We start from the raw sequence: 15,517 nt of genomic DNA, 5'->3' as shown, positions 1-15,517 counted from the left end.
CCACAGGAGAAATATGCTTTCAGGAGGTAATCAGTTCCAACCCACCCGATCCATCATGCGGATCGCTTCGGCCTGGCGCTTGCCTGCAATTTCGACCGGGATGGTATCAGCCTTGAACTGACCCCAGCTCGCGACTTCTTCGGAGGGGGCGACTTTCGGGTTGGCCGGGAACTCTTGATTGGTGCCCGCGAAGATCGCTTGCGCCTCGGGACCGGTCATCCACTCGACCATCGCCTTGGCAGCTTCCGGATGGGGAGCGTATTTGGTGAGGCCAATACCGGACAGGTTGACGTGTACGCCGCGGTCTGACTGATTCGGCCAGAACAACTTCACCGCCAGATCAGGATTATCCTTGTGCAGACGCCCGTAGTAGTAAGTGTTGACGATGCCGACGTCGCACTGCCCGGCGTTGATCGCTTCCAGCACAGCGATGTCGTCCGAGAACACGTCGGTGGACAGGTTGTTTACCCAGCCCTTGAGGATCTTCTCGGACGCTTCTGCACCATGGGTTTCAATCAAAGTAGCGGTCAGCGATTGGTTGTAAACTTTTTTCGCTGTACGCAGGCACAAGCGACCTTCCCAGTCTTTGCCGGCCAAAGCTTCGTAAGTGGTCAGCTCTTCTGGCTTAACGCGATCAGTCGAATAGGCGATGGTCCGGGCCCGCAGGCTCAGGCCGGTCCAGCTGTGAGTCGACGAGCGATACTGCGCAGGAATATTGGCGTCGATCACCGGCGAAGTGAACGGCTGCAGAATACCCATCTGCTCGGCCTGCCAAAGGTTGCCCGCATCGACGGTGAGCAGCAGATCGGCCGTGGCGTTCTCGCCTTCGGCCTTGATGCGCTGCATCAGTGGCGCTTCCTTGTCGGTGATGAACTTGACCTTCACGCCGGTCTTGGCGGTATACGCGTCAAACACCGGCTTGATCAGTTCATCAATCCGGGAGGAGTAAACCACTACCTCTTCGGCAGCCTGGGCGGTGCTGCCAAGCACTGTCAGTGTCAAAGCAGCCAGAAGACGCTTGCTTGCCTGCATGGGGAGGGTCTCGCGTTCGCAAAATGAGGCGAAATGGTAGTGAATCCCATTTGCCAAGTCTGGATAGACGCGTAACAGAATGTTGCAGCTGGCGAGCATCGGACACTATCTGTGGGAGCCGGGCTTGCCCGCGATAAGGGCGATGCGATCCAGAGTGAACCGCATCCAGCTTTTATCGCGAGTAAGCTCGGCCCCCACAGATGCATTGCGGCCTACAGACGCGCCAACTCCGGCAAATCCCCGCTCAAGCCCAGTGCCTGGCGCACGAATGTTGCCTTGGCTTCCGGAACCTGATTAACCATTTTCAGCCCGGTATTGCGTAGCCAGCGCAATGGCAGTTGGTCAGCCTGAAACAACCGCTCAAAACCTTCCATCGCCGCCATCAGCGCCAGATTGTGAGGCATGCGGCGGCGCTCGAAGCGGCTTAGTACTCGCACGTCGGCCAGTCGCTCTCCACGTTCATGGGCATGCAGCAGCACTTCGGCCAGCACTGCCGCGTCGAGAAAGCCGAGATTCACCCCTTGCCCGGCCAGCGGGTGGATGGTGTGTGCGGCATCCCCAATCAACGCCAGGCCTTCGGCGACATAACGCTTGGCGTGGCGCTGGCGCAACGGCACACACACGCGAGGGTCGGCGGCACGCACTGGGCCCAAACGGCCCTCGAAGGCCCGTTCAAGCTCGCGACAAAACGCATCATCGTCCAGCGCCGTCAGCCGCTCGGCTTCCTTTGGGGTGACCGACCAGACGATGGAGCACCAATGTTCACCCTCTCGCTGCAACGGCAAGAAAGCCAGCGGGCCATTGTCGGTAAAGCGCTGCCAGGCAGTTTTACGGTGCGAATTGCTGGTACGCACGCTGGTCACGATGGCGTGATGCTGGTAATCCCACTCACGGGTTTGAGTGCCGGTCAGGCGACGGACTGCCGAGTTGGCGCCGTCAGCAGCAATCACTAGAGGCGCGCGCAATAGACGACCATCAGCCAGCGTCAGCAGCCACTCATCACCGGAGCGCCGCATCTGTTCCAGCCGCGCGTTGGCCAACAGGCCGATATCGCAGTCATGCAGACGGTCCAGCAGGGCGTCCTGCACGACACGGTTTTCCACGATGTGCCCGAGCACGTCGGCATGTACGCTGGCTGCCGAGAAGTGAATCTGGCCGGTGCCGCTGCCATCCCAGACCTGCATTTCACCGTAAGGACTGGTGCGCCGAGCGGCAATGCCTTCCCAGGCACCCAGACGTTGCAGAATCCGCTGGCTGGCGGCGGATAATGCGCTGACCCGGGGTTCGAACATCGCCTGAGCGTCGAAGGGTTTGACGCTCAGCGGGCTGCCATCAACCACGACAACGTTCAAGCCGCTGCCCTGTAGCGCCAGCGCCAAAGCGCTGCCAACCATTCCGGCCCCGACAATCAGCAGATCTGCGCGGATTTCCATGCTTTAAATCGTTCCCGCTGAAGGCGTGAGCCGGTGAGTAATAAGGCGTAAATCAAACATTGGGCCGAGTCCCCAGGCCCATCGCCTGACGCGCAAACCAGCGCTTGGCCGGAGGCAGTAGATCAAGCCCTAGCAGACCGATGTTACGACCGGCAGCCACCAGAGGCTCATTACTGCCAAACAGGCGCGTGACTTGATCAGAAAAGCCGACCGTAAGCTGTTGATCCACTCGCTGTTGCTCGCGATACAACTGCAATGTTGGCAGATCGCCCGGCAGCGTATCGCTGGCCAGTAACGTCTGCGCCAAGGCGTTTGCATCCCGTAGCGACAGGTTAAAACCCTGCCCCGCAATCGGGTGCAGGCTGTGCGCCGCGTTACCGAGTACGACCAGATGTGAGCGGACTTGTTCTTCCGCTTCGATGAGGTTCAGCGGATACACATGCCGCACTCCAACCTGCTGCAGCGTGCCGAGGCGATAACCGAACACGTTCTGCAGTTCGCTGAGGAAGCTGCGGTCGTCCAGTTCCAGCAAGCGCTGAGTGTCCGACCCCGTACGCGTCCAGACCAGCGCACAACGATTTTCCGGCAGCGGCAATAAAGCCATTGGTCCTTCATCGGTGAAACGTTCGAACGCCTGACCGCAGTGGGCTTCGCTCGGGGTGATATTGGCGATCAGCGCGCTCTGATTGTAAGGACGCTGGCGAACACCGATGCCCAATTGTTCACGCAGGCTTGAACGGCCACCGTCGGCCAATACCGCCAGATCGCATTCCAGCTCGGTTTCATCGTCAAGCAACAGGCGATAACCATCCGGCAGCGCTTGCATGCGTTTGACTTCAGCCGGGACGCGCCAACTGACTACATCTTTGTCCAGGCCCTGCCAAAGGCATTGGCCCAGCCAGGCGTTCTCCACCACATAGCCCAGCGCGGGCACACCTTCTTCCATAGCAGACAAGCGTGCAGACCCGAACCGACCACGATCCGACACCTGAATCTGCAGGATAGGCTCGGCGCGGCGGGCGATGGCTTGCCACAGACCAAGGCGCTCATAGATTTGTCGAGCACCGAATGACAGCGCCGAAGAGCGAGCGTCGTAGCTCGGCTGATAAGTATCGCCGGGGGCGAACTGCTCGATCAGCACGATCTTCCAGCCGCGTTCCTTGGCGCCGGCCTGTAAGGCCATGGCGAGGCTGGCGCCGACCAGGCCACCACCGACGATTGCCAGATTGAAACGGCTCATGCAGCAAATTCCGGTTGATTGCGGGCTGCGGCCATCAGTGCCTCGATTTCCGCGACGGTTTTAGGTACGTCACCGGTAAGAATTTCACAGCCTTTTTTGGTCACCACGACGTCATCCTCGATTCGTATACCGATACCGCGCCATTTCTTCGCGACCTGCTGATTGTCCGACGCGACATAGATGCCTGGCTCGACCGTCAGTGTCATGCCGACTTCCAGCACCCGCCATTCGCCGCCGACCTTGTAGTCGCCCACGTCATGCACATCCATCCCCAGCCAATGTCCGGCTCGATGCATGTAAAAAGCCTTGTAGGCTTCGTTGGCGATCAGCTCATCCACATCGCCCTGGAGCAAACCCAGCTCCACGAGGCCTGCGGTAATGACCTGAACAGTCGCTTCGTGGGCCTGATTCCAGTGTTTGTCCGGGCCGATGGCCGCAAACGCAGCTTCCTGAGCGTTGAGCACCAGCTCATAAATCGCTTTCTGCTCAGGGGAAAACTTGCCGCTGACTGGAAAGGTGCGCGAGATATCGCTGGCGTAACAATCAATCTCGCAACCCGCGTCGATCATCACCAGATCGCCATCTTTGAGCAGCGCATCGTTTTCCTGATAGTGCAGGATGCAGGCGTTGCGGCCTGAGGCGACGATGGAGCCGTACGCGGGCATCTTCGCGCCGCCTCTGCGGAATTCGTAATCCAGCTCGGCTTCGAGACTGAACTCATGCAGCCCAGGGCGACAGGCTTGCATCGCCCGGACATGGGCGCGGGCGGAAATTCTTGCCGCTTCGCGCATTACCTTGATTTCCGCCGCCGATTTATACAGACGCATGTCATGCAGCAGATGATCCAGCGCAACGAATTCATTCGGCGGCTGCGCGCCCAGGTGGGCTTTGGAGCGAATCACATTGATCCACTCCATCAGGTGCCGATCAAACTCTGCATTGCTACCCATGGCCGAGTAAACGCGGTCACGGCCTTCAATAAGGCCGGGCAGGATTTCATCGATATCGTTGATCGGGAATGCGTCGTCAGCACCGAAATAGCGGATTGCGCCTTCCTGTCCTGCGCGCAGCCCGTCCCACAGTTCCCGCTGGGGGTTGCGCTCACGACAGAACAGCACGTATTCGCCATATTCCCGGCCGGGGATCAGCACCACCACCGCTTCCGGCTCCGGGAAGCCGCTCAGGTACTGGAAGTCGCTGTCCTGGCGATACACATGCTCGACGTCGCGATTACGTATCGCCACGGCGGCTGCGGGCAGAATGGCGATGCTGTTGGGTTCCATCTGCGCCATCAAGGCCTTGCGTCGACGAGCGTATTCCGACTTCGGGATATGGATCATAGGCAGGCGGGTTCCCTTTTTAAGCGCCGCGACCATCGTCTGAGTGGACGATGATCGCGAAAGCGGCGATGAAGGATCAATGCAAAGACGGTTTTGGCTCGGCAGCAGCAGCTTTGTTGAATTCGGTAAACAACAGCAGCGGGGCGACGCGCAGGTACTCCATGACTTCCATGTAATCGCTTTCGCCGTCGTCGGACTCTTCCAGCGCGTCCTGCACCTGGGCGATAGCTGCCAGATCCTGCAACACTTCCATGGCTTCAGCGCTCAACGCCGTGTCACCTGCCGTCAGACCAAAACCGGTGAGGAAGCCCTGACACCACTGGCCCAGCGCAATGGCGCGTTCGGCAAGCGGTTCGTCGTCACTCGGGAGCAGCAAAACAACGGTCATGTCGTCGCTGGTGAGCTCGCCTTTGACCATCTCCTGTAAGCCGATCAGGGCCTGGCGGACATTGTCTTCAGGCACGGACTCAAGCAACTCGGCCGCGTCGTTCAACCAGTCACCGGAATCGAATCCGGAACCGGCGCAACTGCGGCCCAGCAGCAGGCCGTGCAGCTCAGCGGGAGAGACAGGATGACCGCTGCTGTTGAGCAGGGTGGCGAATGCTTTGTACGGGGAATTCTGAATGGGCATGGGTAGCTAGTCGCCAATCGGCTCAGTGTCTAGAATGAAGCCTTGTATCCTAGACTATCCGGATCACAAGATCATCTACACGGCCGTAGGCGGCGCTTCAGAGGCCGTGGCGTAAAGCCAGCTCCTGTGCCACTCATCAGAAAGTATTCAGTGGGAACCAATGGAAGACACCGACCTGCAAGCGCTGATGGCCCGACTGGAATTACTGATCACTCGTGTCGAGCAACTAAAACGCCAAAACGGACTCCTATTAGCTCAGGAAAAGTCGTGGCGCGAAGAACGCGCTCATTTGATTGAAAAAAACGAAATCGCCCGGCAGAAGGTCGAGACAATGATTTCGCGCCTCAAGGCCCTGGAGCAAGACTCATGAGCAATGGCAACAGCGTCACCGTACAGATCCTCGACAAAGAATATTCGATCATCTGCCCTCAGGAAGAGCGCACCAACCTGGTCAGCGCCGCGCGCTATCTGGATGGCAAGATGCGTGAAATCCGTAGCAGCGGCAAAGTAATCGGCGCCGACCGGATCGCTGTAATGGCGGCGTTGAACATTACTCACGATTTGCTGCATAAGCAGGATCTGCCAGACCTGCAGGCCAGTGGTTCAACGCGTGAACAGGTCCGCGACCTGCTGGATCGCGTTGATCTGGTGCTGGCCACAGACTCCGATCTGCCTCCGGATGCGCCTCGGGGCTGAATTTTCCGACAAGTTTCGGTATACTCGCGCCGCTCCCTGGAGTGCTTGCCAGTCGGTCATGTCCCTGAGCCGATACGCACAACCACGGGGGTTGCACGTTGGGGTTGGTGTGCATGTCCGCTCGACGGAAAGCCTTAAAACCTCCTGCAATCTCCACCTTGAACTTTCGGGTTCAAGGGCTACACCGACAGCGGTTCGTCGGGGAGTCTCAATTCTTATTGCCGCCGGGTTCACCGACGACAATGTCCACGAGGTCGTCGCTCTGGCGTCCTCGGTTCTGGTTCAACCGTGATGGATCAGTCTGCATGTCCCGCTCTCATGACCAGTGAAGCACCGCCCACGCGCCAGCAATTGCGCCGAAAGCTACGTCAGGCTCGTCGCGCCTTGAGCGCTAGCGAACAGCGCGCAGCTGCACGCGGCATCTATCGCCAACTTGCTCAACACCCTTTGTTTCGTCGCGCCCGGCACGTCTCGTTTTATCTACCCATGGACGGCGAGATAGATCCGCGCCTGTTGTTGCGTGCGGCGCAGAAGCGCGGCAAGGCGACTTACCTTCCTGTACTCAGCGCCTGGCCACGAACCAAGATGGTGTTTCAGCGGGTAAAGCCCGGGGAGAAATTCAAACCCAACCGCTTCCGCATTCCCGAGCCGCGCATCAGCCTGGCCAAGCAACGCAAAATCTGGGCGCTGGATTTGATTCTGATGCCATTGGTTGGCTTTGACGATGAAGGCGGGCGCTTGGGTATGGGCGGCGGCTTCTACGATCGCAGCCTGGCATACCGCTCACGCAGAACAGTCTGGCAAAAGCCTGTATTGCTTGGGCTAGCTCATGAATGTCAGAAGGTCGAGCGTCTGGCGCAAGCCAGTTGGGACGTGCCTTTGGATGGCTCAGTGTCGGATCGCCGGTGGTATCTGGCGTAAAACGTCTTATCTTTACGATGCAAACTCTTTAGAAGCTCACGAGCAACGCGAGGCAGCGATGGCGGAGCGTCAGGCATACCGCAATCGCTGGCCTCGTAATCTCGGTGAGCTCCTAAAGGTAATCTGCAGCCCGAGAATCAATGCCGCGAAGGATACTTCTGCTGCTGTTGAGTGATTTCAACCGGCGCATCGGTCTTGCTGGACCACAAGCTTTGCGCATAACCCGTCGTGACGACACCCAAGCCGAACAAAATAACCAAAATCCAAAGTAAATCCGGCTTGCGTTTCATTGACTGCCCTCCTTAGGCAAATCAATACGATGTCAGCATCGGTTTTTAAATAGGCCGTGCAGCAGCGTGGAGCTTAAAATCCCGGCATTCTGCGACAACATGTGCGTACACGCAAACGTTGACGTCAGCCGACTGTCGGTTTGTCATAAAACTGTCTGACAACTTGCCCGCAGCCCCTATCAGGAGCAAAAAACATGGCCTATTGGCTAATGAAATCCGAGCCCGACGAACTCTCCATCAGTGCCCTGCAAAGCCTCGGCAACGCGCGTTGGGACGGTGTCCGCAACTATCAGGCGCGCAATTTTCTACGCGCCATGGCGGTTGGCGATGAATTCTTCTTTTATCACTCAAGCTGCCCTGAGCCAGGTATTGCGGGTATTGCACGTATCACACAGGCGGCCTATCCAGACCCGACCGCGCTGGATCCGCAGAGTCACTATTTCGATGCCAAAGCCACGGCTGAAAAAAATCAGTGGAGCGCCGTCGATGTGGCTTTCGTCGAAGCCTTTCCGAAAGTGCTCAGCCTGAGTTATTTGAAGCAGCAAAGCGCGCTGGAACAATTACCACTGGTGCAGAAGGGCACTCGCCTGTCCGTCATGCCAGTGACCGCCGAACAGTGGGCGGCGATCCTGGCATTGCGTTAACCGTTACTGAACGATGAAGTTGTTGAACAGCAGGTCTTCTACGATCGGCTTGCCTTCTTCGTCATTCATGACTTGCTGAACTTGTTTGAGCGCTTCCTGACGCAGCTTCTCTTTGGCTTCGGCACTGCTCATGGTGTCGACGGTTTGCTGAGTAAACAGCGCCACCAACTGGTTACGAATCAGCGGATCGTTACGCTTTACCGCAGCCTGTGCTTCCGGGCCGGTCACACGCAAGGCGACATCTGCCTTGAAGACGCGCAGCTTCGGGCCGCCATCCAGTGCGTAATTGCCCACGAACGGTGGCGTCAGGGATACATAGGCAACCTTGGGCGCCTCACCTTCTTTGGCCGCTTCTTCAGCCAGCGCCATGGTTGGCAGTGACAGGGCCAACAACATCAAGATCCACGCTTTCACAGTCCACTCCTTATCCGGTTTGCCGCCTAGCTTACTTGAGCTTATGCATGAGTATCAGGGCGGATCATGCTCATTGACCCGAAAATCTACATACCTGAACGTATCGGCCACAAATCCAAAAGGAATAGCCCGATGAAAGCCTTGCTGTGCAAAGCGTTCGGCCCCGCCGAAACCCTCGTCCTCGAAGACATCGCCAGCCCGCAAATCAAGAAGAATGAAATCCTTCTGGAGGTGCATGCCGCCGGGGTCAACTTTCCCGACACATTGATCATCGAAGGCAAGTACCAATTCAAACCGCCATTTCCCTTTTCCCCTGGTGGAGAAGCAGCAGGCGTTGTGGCTGCTGCTGGCGAAAAAGTGACCCATTTGAACGTCGGCGACCGAGTGATGGCCCTCACCGGTTGGGGCAGTTTTGCCGAACAAGTCGCCGTACCCGCATACAACGTTTTGCCCATGCCGCCCTCCATGGACTTCAACACCGCTGCTGCTTTCAGCATGACCTACGGCACCTCCATGCACGCGCTTAAACAACGCGCCAATCTCCAACCCGGCGAAACCTTGCTGGTGCTCGGTGCATCGGGTGGCGTCGGCCTCGCCGCTGTGGAAATCGGTAAAGCCATGGGCGCCCGTGTCATCGCCGCAGCCAGCTCTGCCGAGAAGTTGGCCGTCGCCAAAAACGCAGGTGCCGACGAACTCATCAACTACAGCGAAGCCAACCTCAAAGAAGAAATCAAACGCCTCACCAACGGTAATGGCGTCGACGTCATCTACGACCCCGTGGGTGGCGACCTTTTCGATCAGGCCATTCGCTCCATCGCCTGGAACGGTCGCGTGTTGGTCGTTGGTTTCGCCAGCGGCCGCATTCCCGAACTGCCGGTCAACATCGCGCTATTGAAAGGCGCCTCCGTTATCGGTGTGTTCTGGGGATCATTCGCGCAACGTCAGCCGGAAGATAACGTCGCGAACTTTCAGCAGTTGTTTGGCTGGTATGCGCAGGGCAAGTTGAAGCCGTTGGTGTCGAAAGTTTATCCGCTGGAAGAGGCGGGGCTGGCGATTGATTCGTTGGGGGAGAGGCGGGCGGTTGGGAAAGTAGTTGTTGGGATCAGGTGAAACGATTCCGCTAGATAATTTGGCGACATGTTCGTAAAACAACACGCGACGCTCCCTGTTTACAGCAAATTCTTGCGTAATAAGCAGTGCTTTTTTCTGTAATGAAAATGTAATATTCACTTTCGCGCAGAAAAACAAAAATGGAGTGTCTCGATGTTTGCCTTCTTCCGTCCCGCCGCACATCAGGCACCCCTGCCTGAAGAAAAAGTCGACAGTACGTATCGACGACTACGCTGGCAGATCTTCGCGGGTATTTTTATCGGCTATGCCGGTTACTACCTGCTTCGTAAAAACTTTTCGCTGGCGATGCCTTACCTGATCGACGAGGGTTATACCCGTGGACAGCTGGGTGTGGCGATGTCGGCAATTGCGATTGCCTACGGTTTGTCCAAGTTCCTGATGGGTATTGTTTCCGACCGTTCCAACCCACGCTACTTCCTGCCATTCGGTCTGCTGGTTTCAGCGGGCGTGATGTTCATATTTGGTTTCGCGCCTTGGGCAACGTCCAGCGTGACGATCATGTTCATTCTGTTGTTTATCAACGGTTGGGCGCAGGGCATGGGCTGGCCGCCAAGCGGACGGACCATGGTGCACTGGTGGTCGCAGAAAGAGCGCGGCGGCGTGGTGTCGGTGTGGAACGTGGCGCATAACGTAGGTGGCGGTCTGATTGGCCCGCTGTTCCTGCTAGGCATGGGCTGGACCAATGACTGGCACGCTGCGTTTTATGTGCCTGCCGCTGTGGCATTGCTGGTGGCGGTGTTTGCTTTCGCGACCATGCGTGATACTCCGCAATCGGTCGGCCTGCCGCCCATCGAGCACTACAAGAACGACTATCCGGAAGGCTACGACGCCAGCCATGAAGAGGAATTTTCCGCTAAGGAAATCTTCGTCAAATACGTTCTGCGCAACAAAATGCTGTGGTACATCGCGCTGGCAAACGTGTTCGTTTACTTGCTGCGCTATGGCGTTCTGGACTGGGCACCAACTTACCTGAAGGAAGCCAAGCACTTCACCGTCGACAAGACTTCGTGGGCTTACTTCCTCTATGAGTGGGCCGGTATTCCGGGCACGCTGCTGTGCGGCTGGATGTCGGACAAGATCTTCAAAGGCAACCGTGGTTTGACTGGCGTGGTGTTCATGGTCCTGGTGACCATCGCGACACTGGTTTACTGGCTGAACCCGCCGGGCAATCCGACCGTTGATATGATCGCCCTGGTGTCCATCGGCTTCCTGATCTACGGCCCGGTCATGTTGATCGGCTTGCAGGCGCTGGAGTTGGTACCGAAAAAGGCCGCGGGTACGGCGGCAGGTTTCACTGGCCTGTTCGGCTACCTGGGTGGTTCGGTCGCCGCCAGCGCAGCGATGGGCTACACCGTTGACCACTTCGGTTGGGATGGCGGTTTCGTTCTGCTGATCGGTGCTTGCGTGCTGTCTATCGTCTTCCTCCTGCCGACGTTGTGGCACAAGCAGGTTGAGAGCGCGTCGCGTTAAGTTGTCCCATCCGGTAGGAGCCAACTTGTTGGCGAGGCGTCGGTTCGGCGTAATCAGGAATATCGCCTCGCGAACAAGTTCGCTCCTACCGGTTTACACCACCTGGCAATCTGCCCCGCAGCGCTTCAACCGCGCCTCTAGATTCAAATCCGGCATGGCGTGGCTGCGCAGTGCGTTGGCGGTTTGCTCGACGTAGTCGCGGGTGGTGCCGTAACGGCCGCTGGCGCTGGCCAGTACCTGACTGAGTACGCTGTCCGGCAGGTTGCCCGCGTAGCTAGGCAAGTGTCGCTCGAGCACAAATCCAAGCGCTTGAACCCGTCGGCCGTCTGCCAAGCGGCAGTTGAGCCAATGTGGGCGGTAGGAAGGGAAGGGCATTTCTCGCTGCCACAGGGCGAGCAGCGATTCTTCAAGATTTTCCTCCGGCAAGCGGTAGGCAAAGCCGCTGCAGGAGCCGCCGCGATCCAGGCCGAATACCAGGCCCGGCATTTCCGGCGTGCCCCGGTGCTCGTGCGACCACAGGTACAGACCGCGATGGTAGCCATGAATACGGCCGCGTTGGCGCTCGACTGCGGTGCACTCGGGGCGCCAGATTAATGACCCATAAGCAAACAGCCAGACGGGCCCACCTTCGTGAAGTTGCATGGTTTTTTTCATCGAGAGCATCAATTGCTCGCGGGTCAGTTGTGGACCCAGATCGATAACGGGCGGGTACGTCAGCCCCAGACCGTCGTGGACGGCCGCTGACAAGCTATTGATTTGATTCTCCATTCGGGCTCCCCTGGCCTGTGAGTGGCCAGTTGTAGCGGATCTTGTGTGAGTGACGCGTTCAATGCGACGCAGGCTAAAACAGTGTGCGCCGTGCTGATGATTCGGCGATCACGTTTCACGAGTGAAACACTTGAATCTATTTAATAAAAAAAACAATGCAATTAGCAATCCACGCAAGTTGTGTACAGGCGAATGCAGAACATTTCCCGATAAACGACGCGCGGCCGTCGTGTTTAATTCAAGGACGAATCCTACGTAACATTGGGAGACTTCCGCTTACCGAGTCAACCGCGCGAGTCGTATAACGCCCAGCCTTAAAGTCATAAGCGAAAAGGTCTGGGCATGAAAGCGGGTGTAGCTATCAACGGAATATTGCTCGTAGCGCTGGGCGCCGGGGCAATACAGGCGAAGGCCGACTTACAGGCAGAAGAGAGCGGGTCCGGTTTTTGGGTCGTGCAAACCAGCGTGTATACCCGGCATTTTTCGCCCTCGCCGGAGCATAACAATCGCCAGAACTTGATCGGTCTTGAGCGCAATGAAGCATCAGGACTGGTCTATGGTGGCGCGACTTTCCGCAATTCGTTCGCGCAACGTTCCGTGTACGGCTATGTTGGCAAGCGCTTCAACAGCAGCCGCTATCCGGCCGTGTATCTAAAGGTCACCGGTGGGCTGCTGCATGGCTACCGCGGGCAGTACCGCGACAAGATTCCGTTGAATCGCTACGGCGTGGCTCCTGTGATCATCCCTGGGGTGGGAATCAACCTCGGGCCGGTCGTCGCGGAAGCTGTCCTGCTGGGAGCCTCCGCTGCGATATTTAACGTAGGGTTTCGCTTTTAACGGCGTCCTGATCAGGGGCGCGGTGCGTAGGCAAATACGTCGGCACGCATCTGGTGTGCATCCATCCCGGCGCTGACCAGTGCGTCGAGGGTACCGTAGATCATGGCTGGTGAGCCGCTGGCATAGACATGGACTGCCGACAGGTCGTCGATGTCTTCGCAAACGGCTTCATGCAGCATGCCGCAACGTCCTTCCCAGCCACACAGGTCACTGACCACTTTGTGCAGAAACAGATTGGGCAGTTTTTTCCATTCTTCCCAATGCTTGATTTCGTAGAAGTCGTCCGGGCGACGCGCACCCCAGTACAAGTGCACCGGATGGGTGAAGCCTTTGGCGCGGCAGTGTTCGATCAGGCTGTGCATCTGCGCCATACCGGTACCGGCGGCGATCAGCACCAGCGGGCCATCGGGCAGATCGGCCAGGTGCGTGTCACCGAATGGCAGCTCGATGCGGGCCATTTGATCGCGTTGCAGTTGCTCGATCAGGCTTTGCGCGCTGGCTTCGCGGACCAGTACGTGCATTTCCAGATCACGACCGCTGTGGGGCGCGGAAGCCAGGGAGAACGCCGACTTTTCGCCGCTGTCCTTATGGATCATCAAGTACTGGCCGGCGTGATAACGCGGCGGCTTGCCTGCCGGAGCGCGCAAGCCGACCCGCCAGACATCACCACCAACTTCCACGCATTCGCTCAACTGGCAGGCGAGGCTGCGAACGGGTAACTCACCCAGAGCGAGCACACCGTCCCATAGCACTTCGCAGTCTTCCAGTGGCTCTGCAAGGCAGGTATAGATCTCGCCGTGGCTCAGCTCATCATCGGCCTGTTTCACGCGACCTTGCACCAGCAGTGCCGAGCACACGTGGCAGTTGCCGTTGCGACAGCTTTGCGGGCATTCATAGCCCAGGCGTTGAGCGGCATCGAGAATCCGCTCGCCGGGCAACGTTTCCAGCACCGCACCCGAAGGCTGCAAAGTTACGCGCATCAATCTATTCCCAACTGATTCCAGATTTCGTCGACCCGGCGTGTAACGGCTTCGTCCTTGACGATCACCCGACCCCACTCACGCGTGGTCTCACCCGGCCATTTATGCGTTGCATCCAGCCCCATTTTTGAACCCAGTCCGGAAACCGGCGAGGCGAAATCCAGATAATCGATCGGCGTGTTTTCGATCATTACCGTGTCACGCTTGGGGTCCATGCGCGTGGTAATGGCCCAGATCACGTCGTTCCAGTCCCGGGCATTGATATCGTCGTCGGTGACGATAACGAATTTGGTGTACATGAACTGTCGCAAAAACGACCACACACCGAGCATCACGCGTTTCGCGTGGCCGGGGTACTGCTTCTTCATGGTCACCACCGCCATCCGGTACGAGCAACCTTCGGGTGGCAGGTAGAAGTCGGTGATTTCCGGGAACTGCTTTTGGAGGATCGGCACGAACACTTCGTTCAATGCGACGCCGAGAATCGCGGGCTCATCAGGTGGACGGCCGGTGTAAGTGCTGTGGTAGATCGGCTTGATGCGGTGGGTGATTCGCTCGACGGTAAATACCGGGAAGCTGTCGACTTCGTTGTAATAGCCCGTGTGGTCGCCGTACGGGCCTTCATCGGCCATCTCGCCCGGATGGATGACGCCTTCCAGAACGATTTCCGCGCTGGCGGGGACTTGCAGGTTATTGCCCCGGCACTTGATCAGCTCGGTACGGTTACCGCGCAGCAAACCTGCGAAAGCATATTCGGAGAGGCTGTCCGGTACCGGCGTTACGGCGCCAAGAATGGTTGCCGGGTCCGCGCCCAAGGCAACGGACACCGGGAACGGTTCACCGGGATGCTTGATGCACCATTCCTTGAAGTCCAGCGCGCCGCCACGATGGCTCAACCAGCGCATGATGACTTTATTGCGGCCGATGACCTGCTGGCGGTAGATGCCCAGGTTCTGGCGTTCTTTATTCGGACCGCGAGTGACGGTCAGGCCCCAGGTGATCAGTGGCCCAACGTCGCCAGGCCAACAGGTCTGGACCGGCAGCATGCCCAGATCTACATCATCGCCTTCGATGACGATTTCCTGGCAAGGCGCGTCGTTGACGACCTTGGGCGCCATGGAGATGACTTTCTTGAAGATTGGCAGCTTGGACCAGGCGTCTTTCAAGCCCTTGGGTGGTTCAGGCTCCTTCAGGAATGCCAGCAGCTTGCCGATTTCTCGAAGCTCGCTGACTTCTTCAGCGCCCATGCCCATGGCAACGCGTTCTGGTGTGCCGAACAGATTACCCAATACCGGAATATCAAAGCCGACTGGCTTTTCGAACAGCAGAGCCGGGCCCTTGGCGCGCAAGGTCCGATCGCAGATTTCGGTCATTTCCAATACTGGGGAAATGGGCATTTGAATGCGTTTCAACTCTCCGCGCTGCTCAAGCTGCTGCACGAAATCCCGTAGATCCTTGAATTTCATTAACCCGGCCACCGATAAAATAGGTTCGTATCGTACCTGCTCTTAGAGTTCGTGGCAGCTTTGAAGTATCGGGATTGGGTCGCTAATACCAATTGTTGAAATACATTCCTGTGGGAGCGAGGCTTGCCCGCGATAAGACCTCCGCGGTTTTTATCTGGAATCGAGTCCAGCCTCATCGCGGGCAAGCCTCGCTCCCACAGGAATCAATGATGACGTGGGACCGG

General features: G+C 57.8%; 17 protein-coding genes and 1 other RNA gene. 8 read left to right on the top strand and 10 right to left on the bottom strand.

The window, feature by feature from the left end:
- Window positions 1–30: 30 nt before the first annotated feature.
- The 5 genes from AUC60_RS20660 to AUC60_RS20640 form a co-directional block, all read right to left on the bottom strand.
- Window positions 31–1,032: an extracellular solute-binding protein gene (locus tag AUC60_RS20660; protein ID WP_087272046.1), complete on the bottom strand. Its 1,002-nt coding sequence runs from the start codon at window positions 1,030–1,032 to the stop codon at window positions 31–33.
- Between the two features lie 212 nt (window positions 1,033–1,244).
- Window positions 1,245–2,459 carry a 2-octaprenyl-3-methyl-6-methoxy-1,4-benzoquinol hydroxylase gene (locus AUC60_RS20655; RefSeq protein WP_167384384.1) on the bottom strand — a complete coding sequence of 405 codons (1,215 nt, stop codon included), beginning with the start codon at window positions 2,457–2,459 and terminating at the stop codon, window positions 1,245–1,247.
- A 58-nt stretch (window positions 2,460–2,517) separates the two neighbouring features.
- Entirely contained in the window at window positions 2,518–3,705 is a 1,188-nt protein-coding gene (gene ubiH / locus AUC60_RS20650; protein ID WP_087271957.1) for a 2-octaprenyl-6-methoxyphenyl hydroxylase, read from the bottom strand.
- The gene (gene pepP / locus AUC60_RS20645) at window positions 3,702–5,045 is read right to left on the bottom strand and encodes a Xaa-Pro aminopeptidase (protein WP_087271954.1); all 1,344 of its coding nucleotides are present in this window, start codon (window positions 5,043–5,045) and stop codon (window positions 3,702–3,704) included. The genes ubiH and pepP overlap by 4 nt, the downstream gene beginning before the upstream one ends.
- A gap of 76 nt (window positions 5,046–5,121) precedes the next feature.
- Window positions 5,122–5,676, bottom strand: a complete 555-nt coding sequence (locus AUC60_RS20640) for a YecA/YgfB family protein (RefSeq protein WP_087271951.1) — start codon at window positions 5,674–5,676, stop codon at window positions 5,122–5,124.
- A gap of 160 nt (window positions 5,677–5,836) precedes the next feature.
- Here AUC60_RS20640 and AUC60_RS20635 point away from each other — a divergent pair, with 160 nt between their 5' ends.
- The 4 genes from AUC60_RS20635 to AUC60_RS20620 all read left to right on the top strand — a co-directional run bounded on the left by AUC60_RS20635 (window position 5,837) and on the right by AUC60_RS20620 (window position 7,293).
- The gene (locus tag AUC60_RS20635; RefSeq protein WP_027902404.1) at window positions 5,837–6,046 is read left to right on the top strand and encodes a TIGR02449 family protein; all 210 of its coding nucleotides are present in this window, start codon (window positions 5,837–5,839) and stop codon (window positions 6,044–6,046) included.
- A complete protein-coding gene (locus AUC60_RS20630; protein ID WP_027902405.1) occupies window positions 6,043–6,372 on the top strand; it encodes a cell division protein ZapA in 330 nt (109 codons plus the stop codon). Before AUC60_RS20635 ends, AUC60_RS20630 begins: the two co-directional genes overlap by 4 nt.
- 30 nt (window positions 6,373–6,402) lie before the next feature.
- Window positions 6,403–6,581, top strand: a non-coding RNA gene (gene ssrS, locus AUC60_RS20625) — 6S RNA.
- A 109-nt stretch (window positions 6,582–6,690) separates the two neighbouring features.
- Entirely contained in the window at window positions 6,691–7,293 is a 603-nt protein-coding gene (locus AUC60_RS20620) for a 5-formyltetrahydrofolate cyclo-ligase (RefSeq protein WP_087271948.1), read from the top strand.
- Between the two features lie 137 nt (window positions 7,294–7,430).
- Here the strand turns inward: AUC60_RS20620 and AUC60_RS20615 are convergent, their stop codons facing one another.
- Window positions 7,431–7,583 (bottom strand): hypothetical protein, encoded by a 153-nt coding sequence (locus AUC60_RS20615; RefSeq protein ID WP_087271945.1) that lies wholly within the window; start codon window positions 7,581–7,583, stop codon window positions 7,431–7,433.
- Between the two features lie 194 nt (window positions 7,584–7,777).
- Between AUC60_RS20615 and AUC60_RS20610 the strand changes: the two genes are divergently transcribed.
- Window positions 7,778–8,227 (top strand): EVE domain-containing protein, encoded by a 450-nt coding sequence (locus tag AUC60_RS20610; protein ID WP_087271942.1) that lies wholly within the window; start codon window positions 7,778–7,780, stop codon window positions 8,225–8,227.
- Window positions 8,228–8,230: 3 nt separating this feature from the next.
- On the opposite strand, the gene AUC60_RS20605 is transcribed toward AUC60_RS20610, so the two are convergent.
- Window positions 8,231–8,641, bottom strand: coding sequence for a flagellar basal body-associated protein FliL (locus AUC60_RS20605; RefSeq protein ID WP_087271939.1), 411 nt, complete (start codon window positions 8,639–8,641; stop codon window positions 8,231–8,233).
- A gap of 132 nt (window positions 8,642–8,773) precedes the next feature.
- On the opposite strand from AUC60_RS20605, the gene AUC60_RS20600 reads away from it, so the two are divergent.
- Complete coding sequence (locus AUC60_RS20600; protein WP_087271936.1) at window positions 8,774–9,751, top strand: NADPH:quinone oxidoreductase family protein; 978 nt, start codon at window positions 8,774–8,776, stop codon at window positions 9,749–9,751.
- Window positions 9,752–9,904: 153 nt separating this feature from the next.
- Window positions 9,905–11,242: a glycerol-3-phosphate transporter gene (gene glpT, locus AUC60_RS20595; protein WP_087271933.1), complete on the top strand. Its 1,338-nt coding sequence runs from the start codon at window positions 9,905–9,907 to the stop codon at window positions 11,240–11,242.
- Between the two features lie 93 nt (window positions 11,243–11,335).
- Here glpT and AUC60_RS20590 read toward each other — a convergent pair whose 3' ends face one another.
- Window positions 11,336–12,010 carry a gamma-glutamylcyclotransferase gene (locus AUC60_RS20590; protein WP_087271930.1) on the bottom strand — a complete coding sequence of 225 codons (675 nt, stop codon included), beginning with the start codon at window positions 12,008–12,010 and terminating at the stop codon, window positions 11,336–11,338.
- A 342-nt stretch (window positions 12,011–12,352) separates the two neighbouring features.
- Here AUC60_RS20590 and AUC60_RS20585 point away from each other — a divergent pair, with 342 nt between their 5' ends.
- Window positions 12,353–12,847 carry a sn-glycerol-3-phosphate transporter gene (locus AUC60_RS20585; protein ID WP_087271927.1) on the top strand — a complete coding sequence of 165 codons (495 nt, stop codon included), beginning with the start codon at window positions 12,353–12,355 and terminating at the stop codon, window positions 12,845–12,847.
- An 11-nt stretch (window positions 12,848–12,858) separates the two neighbouring features.
- On the opposite strand, the gene AUC60_RS20580 is transcribed toward AUC60_RS20585, so the two are convergent.
- Window positions 12,859–13,827, bottom strand: coding sequence for a CDP-6-deoxy-delta-3,4-glucoseen reductase (locus AUC60_RS20580; RefSeq protein ID WP_087271924.1), 969 nt, complete (start codon window positions 13,825–13,827; stop codon window positions 12,859–12,861).
- Window positions 13,827–15,293: a 4-hydroxy-3-polyprenylbenzoate decarboxylase gene (gene ubiD, locus AUC60_RS20575; protein ID WP_087271921.1), complete on the bottom strand. Its 1,467-nt coding sequence runs from the start codon at window positions 15,291–15,293 to the stop codon at window positions 13,827–13,829. The genes AUC60_RS20580 and ubiD overlap by 1 nt, the downstream gene beginning before the upstream one ends.
- Window positions 15,294–15,517: the final 224 nt, after the last annotated feature.

Origin of the sequence: Pseudomonas caspiana (assembly GCF_002158995.1) — a bacterium.
GTDB classification, from domain to species: Bacteria; Pseudomonadota; Gammaproteobacteria; order Pseudomonadales; family Pseudomonadaceae; genus Aquipseudomonas; species Aquipseudomonas caspiana.
This window is presented reverse-complemented; position numbering and strand designations above follow the sequence as displayed.

Coding starts and splice junctions, on each gene's coding strand:
- AUC60_RS20660 (WP_087272046.1), bottom strand. CDS start 1,032: ATGCAGGCAAGCAAGCGTCTTCTGGCTGCTTTGACACTGACAGTGCTT.
- ubiH (WP_087271957.1), bottom strand. CDS start 3,705: ATGAGCCGTTTCAATCTGGCAATCGTCGGTGGTGGCCTGGTCGGCGCC.
- pepP (WP_087271954.1), bottom strand. CDS start 5,045: ATGATCCATATCCCGAAGTCGGAATACGCTCGTCGACGCAAGGCCTTG.
- AUC60_RS20640 (WP_087271951.1), bottom strand. CDS start 5,676: ATGCCCATTCAGAATTCCCCGTACAAAGCATTCGCCACCCTGCTCAAC.
- AUC60_RS20635 (WP_027902404.1), top strand. CDS start 5,837: ATGGAAGACACCGACCTGCAAGCGCTGATGGCCCGACTGGAATTACTG.
- AUC60_RS20630 (WP_027902405.1), top strand. CDS start 6,043: ATGAGCAATGGCAACAGCGTCACCGTACAGATCCTCGACAAAGAATAT.
- AUC60_RS20620 (WP_087271948.1), top strand. CDS start 6,691: ATGACCAGTGAAGCACCGCCCACGCGCCAGCAATTGCGCCGAAAGCTA.
- AUC60_RS20615 (WP_087271945.1), bottom strand. CDS start 7,583: ATGAAACGCAAGCCGGATTTACTTTGGATTTTGGTTATTTTGTTCGGC.
- AUC60_RS20610 (WP_087271942.1), top strand. CDS start 7,778: ATGGCCTATTGGCTAATGAAATCCGAGCCCGACGAACTCTCCATCAGT.
- AUC60_RS20600 (WP_087271936.1), top strand. CDS start 8,774: ATGAAAGCCTTGCTGTGCAAAGCGTTCGGCCCCGCCGAAACCCTCGTC.
- glpT (WP_087271933.1), top strand. CDS start 9,905: ATGTTTGCCTTCTTCCGTCCCGCCGCACATCAGGCACCCCTGCCTGAA.
- AUC60_RS20590 (WP_087271930.1), bottom strand. CDS start 12,010: ATGGAGAATCAAATCAATAGCTTGTCAGCGGCCGTCCACGACGGTCTG.
- AUC60_RS20585 (WP_087271927.1), top strand. CDS start 12,353: ATGAAAGCGGGTGTAGCTATCAACGGAATATTGCTCGTAGCGCTGGGC.
- AUC60_RS20580 (WP_087271924.1), bottom strand. CDS start 13,827: ATGCGCGTAACTTTGCAGCCTTCGGGTGCGGTGCTGGAAACGTTGCCC.
- ubiD (WP_087271921.1), bottom strand. CDS start 15,293: ATGAAATTCAAGGATCTACGGGATTTCGTGCAGCAGCTTGAGCAGCGC.